This window comes from Streptomyces sp. NPDC023723 (genome assembly GCF_040639815.1).
Taxonomy (GTDB): domain Bacteria; phylum Actinomycetota; class Actinomycetes; order Streptomycetales; family Streptomycetaceae; genus Streptomyces.
In genome coordinates, this window is the sequence record NZ_JBFAAP010000003.1 from 125919 (window position 1) to 141262 (window position 15344).

The following is a 15344-nucleotide window of genomic DNA, read 5'->3' on the forward strand; positions in this document are numbered from 1 at the left end:
CCTACCTGTCGTCGGCGTTCACCGGATCGACGCGCCCCTCGGGCGGTTCGCCGTCCTCCACCGCGCGGCGATTGGTCCGCCAGGCCTCCACGGCCCCCTTGACCTGGTCGAGCAGCTCCCGGAACACCACCGAGGCGGCCCCCGAGGCGACCGCCACGACGATCTCCATCCCGACGCCCATCGGGGCGCCGGACTCGTCGGTACGGCTGCGCTCGTGGATCCGCAGCCGCCCGGCCCGGACCAGCTCGTCCAGCGGCTTCTCCCGCTCCAGCCACTTGCGCAGCGCACCGACGTCACTCTCGGTCGCGGTGCCGTCCAGCCGTACCCGGATGTCCTGTGTGGCCACTTCGTCCCCCTCAGCCATAACTCACCATCATGACAGCGGGGTTGCACGGAGGGGAGGGGTCGGCAGGTCCGGACCGGACGGTGATCGGCCTGGCTCAGTCCTGGGCTAGCCCTGGGTCTGCAACTGGTCCAGCTGCTTGCGTACGTGGTCCAGGGCGCCCGCGCGCCGGCCGGGCACCCGGCCCCGCAGCTCGGCGAGCACCTGGCCCAGTTCCCGGGCCCGCCGCGGGTCGCGGATCTGTCCCCACTGGTGGTGGGCCCGGTCCACGGCCGCCTCGACGGCGGGCGCGTCCGCCGCCTGCCCGGAGTTGAGCCGCATCCGCGCCACCTCCAGCCAGCCCCGGCAGCTGCGCACCGGGTCCCCGGCGAACATCGCCAGGTCGGCCCGGACCTCCGTCCAGTGCAGCGCGTCCTCGGAGGCGGGCCCGTGCGTGAAGGCGGCGGTCCGCTCGTGGGACGCGGCGAGCGCGTCCGCGTCGGCGTGCCGCCCGGCCTGCACCGCCGCGGTGACGGCGGCGTGCGGATCGCCGGCCGCCGGTCCCGGCACGGTCAGCACCAGGTCGGCGAGCCGGCCGCCGCCGTTCTCGGCGGCGGTGCGGGCCAGCGCCTGCTGGTGCAGTTGCTCCAGCGGCGGCCGGTGTCCGCTGCGCAGCATCGTCGCGACCCCGCGCATGTACGCCGGGACCGCCACCCCGCGCCGGGTGGGCGGCGGGGCGACCCGGCCGTAGACGGCGTTGTTGCGCCCGCAGTCCAGCGGGTGCCGCTGGAGCCACTCCCAGGTCTCCTGGTCGGCGTGCAGGTCGAGGATGAGCGTCGTCGCGCCGGTCGGGCGCAGCCGCAGCTCCTCCTTGATCCAGTGCCAGGGCAGGGCGGTGTAGCGGACGGTGGCCGGGGTGGTGCGGGCCAGCGCCAGGTGCGGGAGGTGCTGGCGGCGGTCGGTCTGGAGCTGGCCGGTGACGTAGACGGTCAGCGGGCCGGGCGCCGCCGCGGCGGCCCGCAGCCGGGTCAGCACGGCCTGCGGGTCGAGCGGATCGGCCAGTTCGATGACGTTGGCGGTGTCCGACCCGGACAGCACCGGGGGCGGCACGGCCGCGAGGACGGGAAGCACCGAGGCGGCGTCCACCAGGCGTCCCTTGCCCATGGGCGACGCCGCCAGCAGCAGCACGGTTCCGGGCATGTCCCCTCCCCCTGTCGATCACGTACGCCAGCACCGTAACCGCTGCGGCTGCGAAGAGGGGCACCCGGCGAAAAGTATGGACGGGACCGGGGCCGGTGTCCGGACCGGTGGCGGACCGGGTGCCGGACCCGGATCGAGCCCGGGTCGAGCCCGGGTCGAGCCCGGTGTCAGGGCCACCGCTTCGACCCGGGTCGAGCCCGGGTCGAGCCCGGTGTCAGGGCCACCGCTTCGGCTGTTTCCAGTCGCCGCGGCGCCGGACGGCGAACACCGTCGTGTCGTCGCCCAGCCGCCCCCCGCAGTGCCGCAGCGTGCCGTCCCGCACCAGGCGCACCAGCCGGCGCGGCGCGGCGACCCGGGCGTCGATGGCGGCGGCCCGGGCCACCTCCTCGGCGTGCCCGTAGAAGCAGCCCTGCCGGTCCCGGGCCTCCGTCACCCCGTCGGTGACCAGCAGCAGCGTCTCGTCGGCGGCGAGCGGCAGCCGGCGCACCGGCGGCGGCGCCGAGCCCAGTTCGGCCAGGCCGATCGGCAGCCCGCCGGTGACGGGCAGTTCCCGTACGCCGTGCGGGCCGACCGCGAGCGGCGGTTCGTGGCCGAAGACGACGGTGTCGACGGCACCGGGGTCGTCCGGCGGGAAGCCGACCAGGACGGCGGTGGCGAACCGGTCGCCGTCGGACCGGCCCAGCGCCGCGGTGTGGCACCGGTGCCGCATCATCCGCGCCTCCAGCCGGGCGGCGACCGTCGCCAGGTCCGGTTCGTGGTAGCCGGCCTCGCGGAACGCGCCGAGCAGCGCCGCCGCCGTCTCCACCGCGCCCAGCCCCTTGCCCTGGACGTCGCCGATCAGGACCCGGGTGCCGTGCGGGCCGGGCTGGATGTCGTAGAAGTCGCCGCCGACCCGGGCCTCGGTGTCGGCGGCGAGGTAGACGGCGGCGTGGTCCAGGCCGCCCCAGCCCGGTGGCAGCGGGCGCAGCACCACCCGGCGGGTGGTGTCGGCGACGTCCCGGATGTGCAGCATCCGCCGCTCCCCGCGCATCCGCACCGCGCAGGCCAGGGTGGCCAGCAGCCCGCCCACCGCGACCAGGATGAAGTCGGGCAGCCCGCTCTGGTACTGGTGCGGCCAGGCGCTGTCGACGCTGTAGTACGTGACGACCGCGAGCACCGCGTAGACGGCGGTGCCCCACACTCCGCAGATGGCGGCGGCGATGCCGGGAACCAGCACGATCCACGAGATCATCCGGAACTGTCCGCCGGTGTTGGCGTCCGCCACCGCGACGGCGATCAGCAGCAGCAGCGGCGGAACCCAGCCGACACTGCGGCCGCCGACCCGCACCATCTGGTGCCGGTGCACGGCGCCCGGGTCGCCGGACGGCCGGCCCAGCCGCCCCGGCCGGCCGCCGTGCAGCCTCAGCAGGACGCGACCCCTCACCCGCCCAGCGAAGCACGCGCCGACCGCTCGCGCATCCTGAGTTGCCCGGCCGCCGCACCGGGTGTGACCTGGTAGTCGGGGGCCGGCACAGAGAGGAGCGCCCGCATGGCGCACGCGGAAACCACGACCGGCGGTACGACGACCAGGCCGGGCCGCAGGGCCCAGGCACCGGCACCGGCGCCCGATGTCTTCGGTCCCCGGACCCACCTGGTGGCGAAGTGGGCGCTGCCGGTCCTGCTGGGGCTGATCTACGGCTGGTGGGCCGCGGCCAACCGGCGCCACGGCACCGAGATCACCGGCTGGAACCTGCTGTTCGGCTGGCTGACCGTGCTGGTCTTCGTGGTGCTGTACGCCGTCGTCCGCGCGGTCGCCGCACGGCTGCGGCGCGAGCAGCACGCGCTGCTGTGGGCGGTGTTCACCGGCTGCGCGGTGGGCTTCCTGATCAACCAGTCCGGCCGCAGCGTGCTCCAGTCCGCGGGCATCTCGGTGGCGGTGGCGGCAGGCGTCTTCCTGACCCTGTTCTACCGCTACTACACCCACGAGGACGGCCCGGGCCGCCGCGTGCCCTGACGCCCCCTGCACCGCCGGCGGTGGCCGCGCGCCGCCCCGCCCGCCCAACGCCCCGCCCCGCATCACCCGTCCGGCCCAACCCGCCCCCCGCATGCAGTCACGTCGCTCGCCACCCACCCCCCGACGGACTTGCCTGGACCCGTGCCCCCACACCCCCGCCCCCGCCTTCGCCCCCACCTTCACCCGCACCCCCGGCTCCGCCACACCCTCTCCGCCGCCCTCCTCACCCTCGCCTGCCTCCTCACCCCCTGCGGAGCCGTCGCCGCCTGGGCCGCCCACGCCCTCTCCGACACCGGCCGGTACGTCGACGCCATGGCCCCCCTCGCCACCGACCCCCGCGTCCGGGACGCCGTCGCGGCCACCGTCCGGGACAGCGTGTTCACCCAGCTGAATCCCGGCCCCACCCCCCGCACCACCCGCGTCTTCGTGCACGACGCCGCCCGCTCCTTCACCCGCACGAAGGCGTTCCGGGCCGGCTGGGACACCGCCAACCGCACCGTCCACGCCGCCCTCGTCCGCGCCCTGCGCGAGCCCCGCCCGGCCGGCGCCGGCCGCCCCGTCACCGTCGACCTGGCCCCCGTCACCGCCCGCGTCAAACACCAGCTCGCCCACGACCACGTACCGTTCGCGCACCGCATCCCCGTACGGCACACCGCCGTCACCGTGCTCGGCGCCGCCGAGGCCGACCGGCTGCGCAAGGGCTACCACGCGCTGGACGTCGCCGCCTTCTGGCTCCCGCTGGCCGCCGTCGCCGCCGCCGTCACCGGCATCGCGGTCGCCGCCCGCCGCCGCCACGCCGTCACCGCCGCCGGCCTCGGCACCGCCCTGGGCGGCGCGCTGCTCGGCCTGGCCGTCGCCGTCGGCCGCCGCCTCACCCTGGCCGAACTGCCGGGCGCGGTGCACGGCCCGGCGGCCGGCGCGGTCTACGACGCGCTCACCGCCACCCTGCGCACCGCCGCCTGGCTACTGGTCGCCCTCGGCCTGACCGTCGCCCTGGCCTCCTGGCTGACCGGCCACCTCCTCAACCGCCGAAACCACCACCGGAACCACGACCGCTCACATATCGTTTCCCCGCCCGGAACGCAGGGGGAACTTTCCGACCCCTCTCCCCGTCTTTGATGTGGGATTTGAAGGATTCGAGGAAGGACCGAGCGGAAGGCCGGGACGTGAACTTGGACACCAGGGCCGCCGCATGGGCGGTCCCCCGGCACGTACGCCGCAGACGCATCGGCCGACGCATAGCCCTGACCAGCGCTTTCCTGCTGTTCGTCGGCCTCAGCGTGGTCCTCGGCTGCCGGACCGCCGACACCGACGCCATCACCCCGGTACCGCAGCTCCTGGCCTTCCTGCCCTGGCTGCTCATACCCCTCGGCGTGGCACTGCTGATCTCCGTGTACACCCACTGGTGGTCCGGCGCGCTGTGGGGCGTGGTCCTGCTCGGCCTGCTGGCCTGGTACCTCCAGCCCTACGGCCGCACCGGCGACCCCGTCGGCCCGGCCTTCGCCGAACTGCGCGTCCTGACCGCGAACGTCGAGTTCGGCCAGGGCACCGACTCCCTGGTCGACGCCGTCCGCCGCGAGGACCCGGACCTGGTCTTCGTCCAGGAGTGCGAGCAGACCTGCGAGAAGATCCTCCGCCGGGACCTGGCCAAGACCTACCCGAACCGGCAGGCCGTCGCGGGCGGCGGCTCGGAGGGCTCCGTCATCCTCAGCCGCTTCCCGCTGCGCGCCGCGAAGGGCGTCGAGGGCACGATGGGCATGCCCGGCGCCGTCGCCGAGGTCAAGGGCGTCGACGTACGGCTCCAGCTCGCCCACCCCATGCCCCCGGTGCCCGGCCAGGTGGGCCTGTGGCGCGAGGAGCTGGACGCGCTGCACGACGCCGTCGCCAAGGACGACAAGACCCCCACCGTGCTGGCCGGCGACTTCAACGCCTCGCAGGACCACGCCGCGTTCCGCCCGCTGCTCGACACCGGACTGCGCGACGCGGCCCGGCTGGCCGGCTCCGGCCGCACCCCGAGCTGGCCGTCCCGGACCACGCCCACCTTCGGCGTACAGATCGACCACGTGCTGGTCTCGGAGGACTTCACCGCGCGCGAGGCCCGCTTCCTCGACCTGTCCGGCACCGACCACCGGGCCCTGCTCGCCGACCTCACCCTGCACCGGGCCGGCTGACCCGGCGCAGAGCGAGCACCGTACGGACCCCAGACCCCAGACCCCAGGCCCCAGGCCCCAGACCCTCAGACCTCAGACGCCGATGTCGGCGCCGTCCGCGCGCCACACCGCCACGACCGCCGGGCGGACGATCTTGCCGGGCCCGTCCGGCCAGGTGCTGGCCGGGTTGTCCACCGTGGCGCCGGTGATCTCGCCCGGGTGCTGTACGGCGACCAGGACCCGCCGGTCCTGCACCAGCGGACCGCAGGTCTCGGCCCCGGTCGGCACGGTCAGGAACTGTTTCAGCTCACCGCGCCGCTCCCCGGCCGTGGCGACGCCGAACAGGCCGTCGTGGGTGCCGAGCGCGTTGCCGTCGGTGGAGATCCACAGATTGCCGTGGTCGTCGAAGGCCACGTTGTCCGGGCAGGAGATCGGGCTGACCGACTCCTTGGGGAAGCCCGCGAAGTACGTCGCGGAGTCCTCCGGGTCACCGGCCACCAGGAACAGCGACCAGCCGAACTCCAGGCTGTCCGCCCGGCCCCGGTGCTCGGTCAGCTCCAGGATGTGCCCGTGCTTGTTGGCGTTGCGCGGGTTGGCCTCGTCCGCCTTGGCGTTGGCGCCGACGCCCCGGTTGGTGTTGTTGGTGAGGGCGACGTACACCTTGCCGGTCTTCGGCGACGGCTCGATGTCCTCGGGCCGGTCCATCTTGGTGGCGCCGGCCTTGTCACCGGCGAGCCGGGTGAAGACGCACACCTCCTCGGCGCTCATCCCCTCCACGTGCGAGACGGCACCGTCCTCGTCGGCGGTGACCAGCGGAATCCAGACACCGCTGCCGTCGAACTCGCCGTCGCCCGGCAGCTTGCCGGTGCCGTCGATCTCGATCGCCGGGGAGTCCCCGGTCAGCTTGGCGACGTACAGCGTCCCCTCGTCGAGCAGCGACAGGTTGTGCTCGCGCACCGCCCGCGACGAGCCCTTCTTCATCCGCTTGCTGCCGACGAACTTGTAGAAGTAGTCGAACCGCTCGTCGTCCCCGGTGTAGACGACGGGCCGGCCGTCCGAGGTGAGCCGCACGGTGGCCGCCTCGTGCTTGAACCGCCCGAGCAGCGTGTGCTTGCGCGGGGTGGACTCCGGGTCGTACGGGTCGAACTCGACGACGTAGCCGAAGCGGTGCACCTCGTTCGGCTCCTGGGCGACGTCGAACCGCTTGTCGAACCGCTCCCACTTGCGCTCGGTGGCGCCGGTGCCGATCCCGTACCGGGTGTCGGTGGTCCGGCTGCTGTTGGCGAAGTACTGGTTGAAGTTCTCCTCGCCGTGCAGCGTGGTGCCCCACGGGGTGGTGCCGCCGGAGCAGTTGTTGAGGGTGCCGAGGACCTTCTTGCCGGTCCGGTCGACGGAGGTCTTGACCAGGTCGGAGCCGGCCGCCGGGCCGGTCAGCCGGAACTCGGTGGTGGCGGTGACCCGGCGGTTGAGCCGGTGCCGGGGGACGGGCGTCAGCTTCCCGGTCCCGCGGTCCTCCGCCACGACGACGGCGGACAGCCCGTGCGCCGCCCAGGCGACCTCGACCTGCTCGCGGGTCGGGTTGGCCGCGTCGTAGCCGCGGAACATGAGCACCTCGTCGGTGTACTCGTGGTTGGCCACGAGCAGCTGGCGCCCCCGCTCGCCGTCCACCGGCAGCAGCGCGAGGAAGTCGTTGTTGTACCCGAACTGACCGGCCTGGGTCTTCGCGGTCTGGTTCTCCGGGTCGAAGGCGGGCGCGCCGCGCAGGATGGGCTCGCCCCAGCGGATCACGACGTTCTGCCGGTACCCGTCCGGTACGACGACCGCGTCCTCCAGATTGGGCGCCACGGGCGTGAACCGCAGCCCTCGCGCCCCCTTGGCCTTGCTCTGTCCGTTCCCGTTCCCGTTCCCGTTGCCCTTTCCGGTCGCCGGGGCGGCCTGCGCCTGCCCGGCGCCCCCGACGGTGACCGCGCCGGCGCCCGCCGCGGCGACGGTGACCACGGCGGCGGTGCGCATCATCGAGCGGCGGCTGAGCGCGCCGGCGATGACATCACCGACGTACGCGTTGGCACTGGTGTTGGGCACCTCGTGGAAGCAGGCGTCACCACACCGGAAACGGCACGTCATGGCGGAACGGCCGCCAGGGTGGGAATCGGACGGTGTTCCGATCAACGGCAGCAGCTTGCGCACTTTGCTCTCCCCTTGGATGCCCTTGGTGTCAGCGTGACCGTAGGAGCACATATGTGCGGCAGCCGGGCGGCAGGGTGAACGGAGGGTGAACCCACGGCGATTGTCGGGGAGTTGATCGCTACCGCGGCGCCATCCGCGCAGCGGCCGGAAGCGGCTCTTGACGCGGGCGCGGTCCGTGTGCCAGACCCTGGCCAGGAACGGAAGCGGAGGCCGCTAACCTTACGTGTCCGTCCTGGCCAGGGTTTGACGGGCATCAACTCATGCGAAGGGTTGCGCACATGGGCATTCTCACTCTCCTGCGGAACGCGTTCGGCCGCTCACGCAAAGCGCGGTCCGCCCAGCCGGAGGAGGCCACACAGGAGACGGCCCCGTCGCCGGAACCGACGCCGGCTCCGGTGGAGCCCGCGGCGGAACCGAAGGTCCCGGCCCAGTCCCGGCCGGAGCCCGAGCCCGACCCCGACCCGGTGGTCCCAGAGCCGCGCACGTCCACCGAGGACACCTCCGAGCCGTCCGCCGACGTACACGAACTGGTCACCGCGGCCTTCGACAACGTCACACCCCCCAAACCGTCCGACTCCCCGGACACTCCCCCCACCCCGGAACCAACCGAGCCACCCCAGAACCAGGCCCCCGAGCCCGAGCCCGAGCCCGAGCCCGAGCCCACCCCCGAGCCCGAGCCCGAGCCCACCCCCGAGCCCGAGCCCACCCCTGACCCCAAGCCGACTTCCGCACCGGAACCCGAGCCGGCCGCCGAACCCGTACCCGAGCCGGTCTCCGAAGCCGAACCCGTACCCGAGCCGGTCTCCGAAGCCGAACCCGTACCCGAGCCGGTCTCCGAAGCCGCCCCCGAGCCGCTCTCCGAACCCGAGCCCAAGCCGGCTTCGGAAGCCGCCCCCGAGCCCGCACCGGTCTCCGCCCCAGAAGCCGACCCCGAGCCCGGCCCCGAGCCCAAGCCGACCTCCGAACCCGAACCCGAGCCCGAACCGGTTTCCGAAGCCGACCCCGAGCCGGCCTCCGACCCCGCACCCGAGCCCGAGCCGGTGACCGCGTCGGCCCCCACCCCCCAGCCCGAACCAACACCAGACCCCACCCCGGAACCGGCCCCGGCTCCCACTCCGGAACCCACCCCGGCTCCGGCCCCGGAACCCACCCCGGACCCAGACCCCACCCCGGAACCGGCCCCCGCCCCCACCACCGCCCCCGAACCCGCAGCCGCCACCGGCGAGGAACCCCCACAGGGGCCACCCGCACCCGAAGACGAAAGCAGCACGGGCGGTGCGGGTGGGAAAACGAACGAGGCCGAAGCCGAAGGCGAGGCCAAGAAGCCCACCACCCCCGCCCTCCTCCCCGCCCACAAGACCGCCGCGGCCACCCTCAAGAAGCACGACCTCACCGGCACCCGAGCCAAGGTCTACCTCGTCCTGGACCGCTCCGCGAGCATGCGCCCGTACTACAAGGACGGCTCCGCCCAGGCCCTCGCCGACCAGACCCTCGCCCTCGCCGCGCACGTCGACCCCGACGCCACGGTCCCGGTCGTCTTCTTCTCCACGGAGATCGACGGCACCACCACCGTCTCCCTCTCCGACCACGAGAACAAGATCGACACCACCCACGCGGAGCTGGGCCGGATGGGCCGCACCAGCTACCACGCCGCCGTCGCCGAGGTCCTCGCCCTGCACGACAAGTCGGCCGACCCCACCGCCCCCGCCCTGGTGATCTTCCAGACGGACGGCGCCCCCGACGCGAAGACCCCCGCCACCCAGGCCCTCACCGCGGCCGCCGCGTCCCACCCCGCCGTCTTCTTCTCCTTCGTCGCCTTCGGTGACCCGGAGAACAAGGCGTTCGACTACCTCCGCAAGCTCAAGACCGGCAACACCGCGTACTTCCTGGCCGGCGAGAACCCCCTGGAGCTGACGGACCAGGAACTGTACGAGGGCGTACTGGCCACCTGGCGCCCCTGAAACCCGCCTACCGCCCCTGAAAAGACACCGCCCTCGCACCACCCCCCGCACCACCCCGGGCCGCCCCCTCCCCCCAATAACGGGAGGCGGGCGGCCCACCCATGTCGGCTACGATTTCAAAGTTCGTATTTGTGACCGTAAACGCAGCGACCTGGGAGCAGCCCCCGATGGCTCGACACCTCATCACCAGCGCCCTTCCGTACATCAACGGGATCAAGCACCTGGGCAACATGGTGGGGTCCATGCTCCCGGCCGACGTCTACGCCCGCTACCTGCGCCAGCGCGGCCACGATGTCCTCTACGTCTGCGGGACCGACGAGCACGGCACCCCCGCCGAGCTGGCCGCCAAGGCCCAGGGCGTCCCGGTGGACACGTTCTGCGCGCAGGCGCACGACGCCCAGAAGGCGATCTACGACGGCTTCGCCCTCGCCTTCGACCACTTCGGCCGCAGTTCCTCGGCGCAGAACGCGGAGCTGACCCAGCACTTCGCCCGCCGCCTCAACGAGAACGGTTTCATCGAGGAGCGGGCGATCCGCCAGGTCTACTCGCCCGCCGACGGCCGTTTCCTCCCGGACCGCTACGTGGAGGGCACCTGCCCGCACTGCGGCTACGACAAGGCCCGCGGCGACCAGTGCGAGAACTGCACCCGGGTCCTGGACCCCACCGACCTGATCGACCCCCGCTCGGCGATCTCCGGCTCCACCGACCTGGAGGTCCGCGAGACCAAGCACCTCTTCCTGCTCCAGTCCAAGCTCCAGGGCGAGGTCGAGGCGTGGATCGACGAGACCGCCGACGAGTGGCCGCAGCTCGCCTCCTCCATCGCCCGCAAGTGGCTGACCGAGGGCCTGCACGACCGCGCGATCACCCGTGACCTGGACTGGGGCGTCCCGGTCCCGGCCGACACCTGGCCGGAGCTGGCCGCCGAGGGCAAGGTCTTCTACGTCTGGTTCGACGCCCCGATCGAGTACATCGGCGCGACGAAGGAGTGGGCGGACGCCGCCCCCGGCGAGAACCGCGACTGGCGCTCCTGGTGGTACGGCCCGGACGGCGCGGACGACGTCCGCTACACCGAGTTCATGGCGAAGGACAACGTCCCCTTCCACAGCGTGATGTTCCCGGCCACCGAGATGGGCGTCCGCGAGCCGTGGAAGAGGGTCGACTACCTCAAGGCCTTCAACTGGCTCACGTACTACGGCGGCAAGTTCTCCACCTCCCAGCGCCGCGGTGTCTTCACCGACCAGGCCCTGGACATCCTGCCCGCCGACTACTGGCGCTACTTCCTGATCGCCAATGCCCCGGAGTCCGACGACACCTCCTTCACCTGGGAGCACTTCACGGCGACGGTCAACAAGGATCTCGCCGACACCCTGGGCAACTTCGTCAACCGGGTGCTGTCCTTCTCCAGGAAGCGCTTCGGCGACGAGGTCCCGGCGGGCGGCGAGCCGGGCGCGGCGGAGTCGAATCTCGGCGCGCAGATCACGGAGCTGCTCGCCGAGTACGAGACCCAGATGGAAGCCCTCCAGTTCCGCAAGGCGGCCGCCGCCCTGCGCGCCCTGTGGTCGGCCGGCAACTCCTACCTGGAGGAGAAGGCCCCCTGGCTGGAGATCAAGACCAACAAGGACGGCGCGGCCCTCACCCTGCGCACGGCGATGAACCTGATCCACCTCTACGCGGTGGTCTCGGAACCCTTCATCCCGGCGTCGGCGAAGGCCATGCGCGCGGCCTTCGCCCTCCCCGACGACACGGCGACCTGGGTCACCCCGGACCAGGCCCGCACCCTCACCGCCCTCCCCGTCGGCACCCCCTTCACGGTCCCCCCGGTCCTCTTCGCCAAGATCACCGACGAGGAACTGGAGACCTACAAGGAGCGCTTCGGCGGCGCCCCCGAGTAACCTCCCCGCCCCCTCTCCACAGCCTTTCCGCAGCCGTGAAGCCTCAGTGCCGCCTCGGTGACGCCCACCGCGTCACCGAGGCTTCACGGTCCATTTGCCGGACGTATAAAGTTTGCTCACCCGCGCGACACTCGAACGTCTATCCGTCGCGCGGGTGTGCGTCGCGGTCACCGCCGACCGGTACGCAGCTGAATCCGCACCGCGTACCGAGGGACTGTCGTGAAGCGCATCCTCATCCGATCCGGCAAGAGCCCGTTCCACGTGGCGAGCCCGGCCGAGTTCATCCACCAGGACCTGATCGGCACCAACACCGGCAACCTCATCTTCAGCGACTCCGCGCACAAGATGCTGTCCGCACCGGACACCGAGGTCGTCTCCAACGGCATCCGCACCAACTCCTCGCCCGAGCGGGCCGCCGAGATCAACGAGCAGTACGACGTCTTCGTCGTCCCGCTCGCCAACGCCTTCCGGCCCACCTTCCAGGCGTCGCTGGACCGCCTCTCCACCCTGATCGAGCAGCTCACCATCCCGGTGGTGGTCTTCGGCGTCGGCGCCCAGGCCCCCGACGACTACGACACCGACTGGCTCGGTCCGATGGAGGCGTCGGTCAAGCGCTTCGCCACCGCCGTCCTGGAGCGCTCCGCCTCCATCGGCGTCCGCGGCGAACTGACCGCCAACTACCTCAAGGCCCTCGGCTTCCGGGACATCGACATCATCGGCTGCCCGTCGATGTTCCTGTACGGCGACACCTTCCCCGAGATCCGCACCGCCGAGCTGACCGCCGACTCCCGCATCGCGCTCAACCTGTCGCCCAACGCGATACCCGTCGGCGACATCTCCGGCATCGCCCGCCACGCCCACCAGAACTACCCCCACCTCACGTACTACGCGCAGAACACCGTCGATGCCGAGCTGCTGCTCTGGGGCGACACCAGCCCCGAGTCCGGGTACACCAAGCCCTTCCCGCTCCAGCTCAGCCACCCGCTCCTCCAGGAGAACAAGGTCCGCATGCCGCTGGACCCGGCCACCTGGATCAAGGAACTGGGCGGCTACGACTTCGCCTACGGCACCCGCATCCACGGCAATGTCGCCGCGCTGCTGGCCGGCACCCCGAGCGTCGTCCTCACCCACGACTCGCGCACCCTGGAGCTGTGCCGGTACTTCGACATCCCGCACCGCCAGCTGGCCGGCCTGCCCGCCGACACCGACCCGCGCGATCTGTACGAGAGCGCCGACTTCTCGGCGATGCGCAAGGGGCACGGTGAGCGCTTCGAGCGGATCGTCGCCTTCCTGGACCGCAACGGCCTGGAGAACACCTATACGCACGGTGACGGCGGCGCCGCCTTCGACGCCCGCATGGCCGAGCTGGAGCTGCCCGCCTCGATGCCGGTGTGGGACGGCTCGGACGACGGGCAGCTGCGCTACCGCTTCAGCCGGCTGCGCGAGCAGCTCACGACGGCCGACGAGAAGACCCGGGAGCAGGCCCGCAAGCAGGCCAAGGAGAACAAGGAGCTGCGCGCCAAGCTCGCCAAGTCCGAGAAGCGCGCCGCCGAGACGACGGCGAAGCTGGACGCCCTCGCCAAGGAGCTGGCCGCCACCCGCAAGGCGCTGACCGCCGTCGACCGCAAGGTCACCGGCATCGACAAGCGCCTCCTGGTCCGCCTCGGCCCGGCGCTGCGCCGCCGCACCCGGGGGCTGTCGGGCGGCGGCAAGAGCTGACGGGAACGGACCGAAGAAGCCGGAAGGGGCCCGGGACGGAGAACCGTCCCGGGCCCCTTCCGGGTTTCCGCGCCTACTTCGGCTGCGGCCTGCGCACCGACAGGTGCAGTTCCCTCAGCCGGGTCTCGTCCAGCTCCGTCGGCGCGCCCATCATCAGGTCCTGGGCGTTGCCGTTGAGCGGGAAGGCGATGGTCTCGCGGATGTTGGGCTCGTCCGCCAGCAGCATCACGATGCGGTCGACGCCGGGGGCGATGCCGCCGTGCGGCGGGGCGCCGAAGCGCAGCGCGCGCAGCATGCCGGCGAACTCCCGCTCGACGGTCTCCGCGTCGTAGCCGGCGATCTCGAACGCCTTCAGCATGATGTCGGGCTCGTGGTTGCGGATCGCGCCGGAGGACAGCTCCACACCGTTGCAGACGATGTCGTACTGCCAGGCCAGGATGTCCAGCGGGTCCTGGGACTCCAGGGCCTCCATGCCGCCCTGCGGCATCGAGAACGGGTTGTGGGAGAAGTCGATCTTCCCCGTCTCCTCGTCCTTCTCGTACATCGGGAAGTCGACGATCCAGCAGAACCGGAAGACGTTCTCCTCGAACTGCCCGGCCCGCTTGGCGGCCTCGACCCGCACCGCGCCCATGATCTTGGAGACCTCGTCGAACTCGCCCGCGCCGAAGAACACCGCGTGCCCGGCGGCCAGCGACAGCCGCTTCGTCAGCTCCGCGACGTTCTCCTCGGTCAGGAACTTCGCGATCGGGCCGGTCAGCGAGCCGTCCTCGGCCACCCGCACCCAGGCCAGGCCCTTGGCGCCCTGGGCGACCGCGTAGTCGCCGAGTTGGTCGAAGAACTTGCGCGGCTGACCGGAGACGTCCGGCACCGGCAGCGCGCGCACGTGCTTGCCGGCGAACGCCTTGAACTCCGAGCCCGCGAAGATGTCGGTGAGGTCGACCAGCTCCAGCTTGGCGCGCAGGTCCGGCTTGTCGGAGCCGTACTTGAGCATCGCCTCGCGGAACGGGATGCGCGGGAACGGGGACGTCACCTCGCGGCCGTCGCCGAACTCCGTGAAGAGTTCCGTCATCAGCTTCTCGATCGGCTGGAAGACGTCCTCCTGCTCGACGAAGCTCATCTCGACGTCGAGCTGGTAGAACTCGCCCGGCGAGCGGTCCGCACGGGCGTCCTCGTCCCGGAAGCAGGGCGCGATCTGGAAGTACCGGTCGAAGCCCGAGATCATCAGCAGCTGCTTGAACTGCTGCGGAGCCTGCGGCAGCGCGTAGAAACGGCCCGCGTGCAGCCGGGAGGGGACCACGAAGTCGCGGGCGCCCTCGGGGGAGGTGGCGGTCAGGATCGGCGTCGCCATCTCGTTGAAGCCGAGCGTCACCATCTTGCTGCGGATCGCGGAGATCACCGACGTGCGCAGCATGATGTTGCGGTGCATGCGCTCGCGGCGCAGATCCAGGAAGCGGTACTCCAGCCGTCGTTCCTCGTTCACCCCGTCCTCGGTGTTGATGGTGAACGGCAGCGGCTGGGCGGCGCCGAGCAGCTCCACCTCGCCGACCTCGACCTCGACCTCGCCGGTGGGCAGGTCGGGGTTGATGTTCTCGGCACCGCGCGAGACGACCTTGCCGTCGACCCGGACGGTCGACTCCTTGGTCAGCTTGTCCAGCGCCTCGTACGCGTCCGTACCCGGACGGGCGACGAGCTGGGTGATGCCGTGGTGATCGCGCAGATCGATGAAGAGGATGCCGCCCAGGTCGCGCCGATTGTGCAGCCAGCCGCTCAGCCGGACGTCGCTGCCGACGTCAGAGGCGCGGAGCTCGCCGCAGGTGTGGGACCTGTACCGATGCATCGTCGTTCATCCAGTCTTCGCGGATCGGGGATGGCGTTTCACATTCGTGTTTCACGTGAAACAACCCCAGCGTACCGGGCACC

Annotated in this window: 11 protein-coding genes; 6 read left to right on the forward strand and 5 right to left on the reverse strand. The window is 72.0% G+C overall.

Annotated elements, in window-relative coordinates; all coding sequences use genetic code 11:
• Position 1: 1 nt before the first annotated feature.
• The 3 genes from AB0G32_RS05625 to AB0G32_RS05635 form a co-directional block, all read right to left on the reverse strand.
• Positions 2 to 346, reverse strand: coding sequence for a hypothetical protein (locus AB0G32_RS05625; RefSeq protein ID WP_361158564.1), 345 nt, complete (start codon positions 344 to 346; stop codon positions 2 to 4).
• Between the two features lie 105 nt (positions 347 to 451).
• A complete protein-coding gene (locus AB0G32_RS05630; RefSeq protein ID WP_361158567.1) occupies positions 452 to 1522 on the reverse strand; it encodes a hypothetical protein in 1071 nt (356 codons plus the stop codon).
• A 214-nt stretch (positions 1523 to 1736) separates the two neighbouring features.
• Complete coding sequence (locus tag AB0G32_RS05635; RefSeq protein WP_361159071.1) at positions 1737 to 2852, reverse strand: PP2C family protein-serine/threonine phosphatase; 1116 nt, start codon at positions 2850 to 2852, stop codon at positions 1737 to 1739.
• A 198-nt stretch (positions 2853 to 3050) separates the two neighbouring features.
• Between AB0G32_RS05635 and AB0G32_RS05640 the strand changes: the two genes are divergently transcribed.
• The 3 genes from AB0G32_RS05640 to AB0G32_RS05650 all read left to right on the forward strand — a co-directional run bounded on the left by AB0G32_RS05640 (position 3051) and on the right by AB0G32_RS05650 (position 5686).
• Positions 3051 to 3515: a hypothetical protein gene (locus AB0G32_RS05640; protein ID WP_361158570.1), complete on the forward strand. Its 465-nt coding sequence runs from the start codon at positions 3051 to 3053 to the stop codon at positions 3513 to 3515.
• 141 nt (positions 3516 to 3656) lie between these two features.
• Positions 3657 to 4634, forward strand: a complete 978-nt coding sequence (locus tag AB0G32_RS05645) for a hypothetical protein (protein WP_361158573.1) — start codon at positions 3657 to 3659, stop codon at positions 4632 to 4634.
• Positions 4635 to 4741: 107 nt separating this feature from the next.
• Complete coding sequence (locus AB0G32_RS05650; protein WP_361159073.1) at positions 4742 to 5686, forward strand: endonuclease/exonuclease/phosphatase family protein; 945 nt, start codon at positions 4742 to 4744, stop codon at positions 5684 to 5686.
• A 72-nt stretch (positions 5687 to 5758) separates the two neighbouring features.
• Here the strand turns inward: AB0G32_RS05650 and AB0G32_RS05655 are convergent, their stop codons facing one another.
• Complete coding sequence (locus AB0G32_RS05655; RefSeq protein ID WP_361158576.1) at positions 5759 to 7852, reverse strand: PhoX family protein; 2094 nt, start codon at positions 7850 to 7852, stop codon at positions 5759 to 5761.
• Between the two features lie 278 nt (positions 7853 to 8130).
• On the opposite strand from AB0G32_RS05655, the gene AB0G32_RS05660 reads away from it, so the two are divergent.
• The 3 genes from AB0G32_RS05660 (at position 8131) to AB0G32_RS05670 (ending at position 13424) form a co-directional block, all read left to right on the forward strand.
• Positions 8131 to 9813, forward strand: a complete 1683-nt coding sequence (locus AB0G32_RS05660) for a VWA domain-containing protein (RefSeq protein WP_361158579.1) — start codon at positions 8131 to 8133, stop codon at positions 9811 to 9813.
• Between the two features lie 167 nt (positions 9814 to 9980).
• Positions 9981 to 11705, forward strand: coding sequence for a methionine--tRNA ligase (gene metG, locus AB0G32_RS05665; RefSeq protein ID WP_361158582.1), 1725 nt, complete (start codon positions 9981 to 9983; stop codon positions 11703 to 11705).
• A 219-nt stretch (positions 11706 to 11924) separates the two neighbouring features.
• Positions 11925 to 13424, forward strand: coding sequence for a polysaccharide pyruvyl transferase family protein (locus AB0G32_RS05670; RefSeq protein ID WP_361158585.1), 1500 nt, complete (start codon positions 11925 to 11927; stop codon positions 13422 to 13424).
• A gap of 73 nt (positions 13425 to 13497) precedes the next feature.
• Here the strand turns inward: AB0G32_RS05670 and aspS are convergent, their stop codons facing one another.
• On the reverse strand, positions 13498 to 15261 hold the full coding sequence (gene aspS / locus AB0G32_RS05675) for an aspartate--tRNA ligase (RefSeq protein ID WP_361158588.1): 1764 nt from the start codon (positions 15259 to 15261) through the stop codon (positions 13498 to 13500).
• Between the last annotated feature and the right edge of the window lie 83 nt (positions 15262 to 15344).

Coding starts and splice junctions, on each gene's coding strand:
- AB0G32_RS05630 (WP_361158567.1), bottom strand. CDS start 1,522: ATGCCCGGAACCGTGCTGCTGCTGGCGGCGTCGCCCATGGGCAAGGGA.
- AB0G32_RS05635 (WP_361159071.1), bottom strand. CDS start 2,852: ATGGTGCGGGTCGGCGGCCGCAGTGTCGGCTGGGTTCCGCCGCTGCTG.
- AB0G32_RS05640 (WP_361158570.1), top strand. CDS start 3,051: ATGGCGCACGCGGAAACCACGACCGGCGGTACGACGACCAGGCCGGGC.
- AB0G32_RS05660 (WP_361158579.1), top strand. CDS start 8,131: ATGGGCATTCTCACTCTCCTGCGGAACGCGTTCGGCCGCTCACGCAAA.
- metG (WP_361158582.1), top strand. CDS start 9,981: ATGGCTCGACACCTCATCACCAGCGCCCTTCCGTACATCAACGGGATC.
- aspS (WP_361158588.1), bottom strand. CDS start 15,261: ATGCATCGGTACAGGTCCCACACCTGCGGCGAGCTCCGCGCCTCTGAC.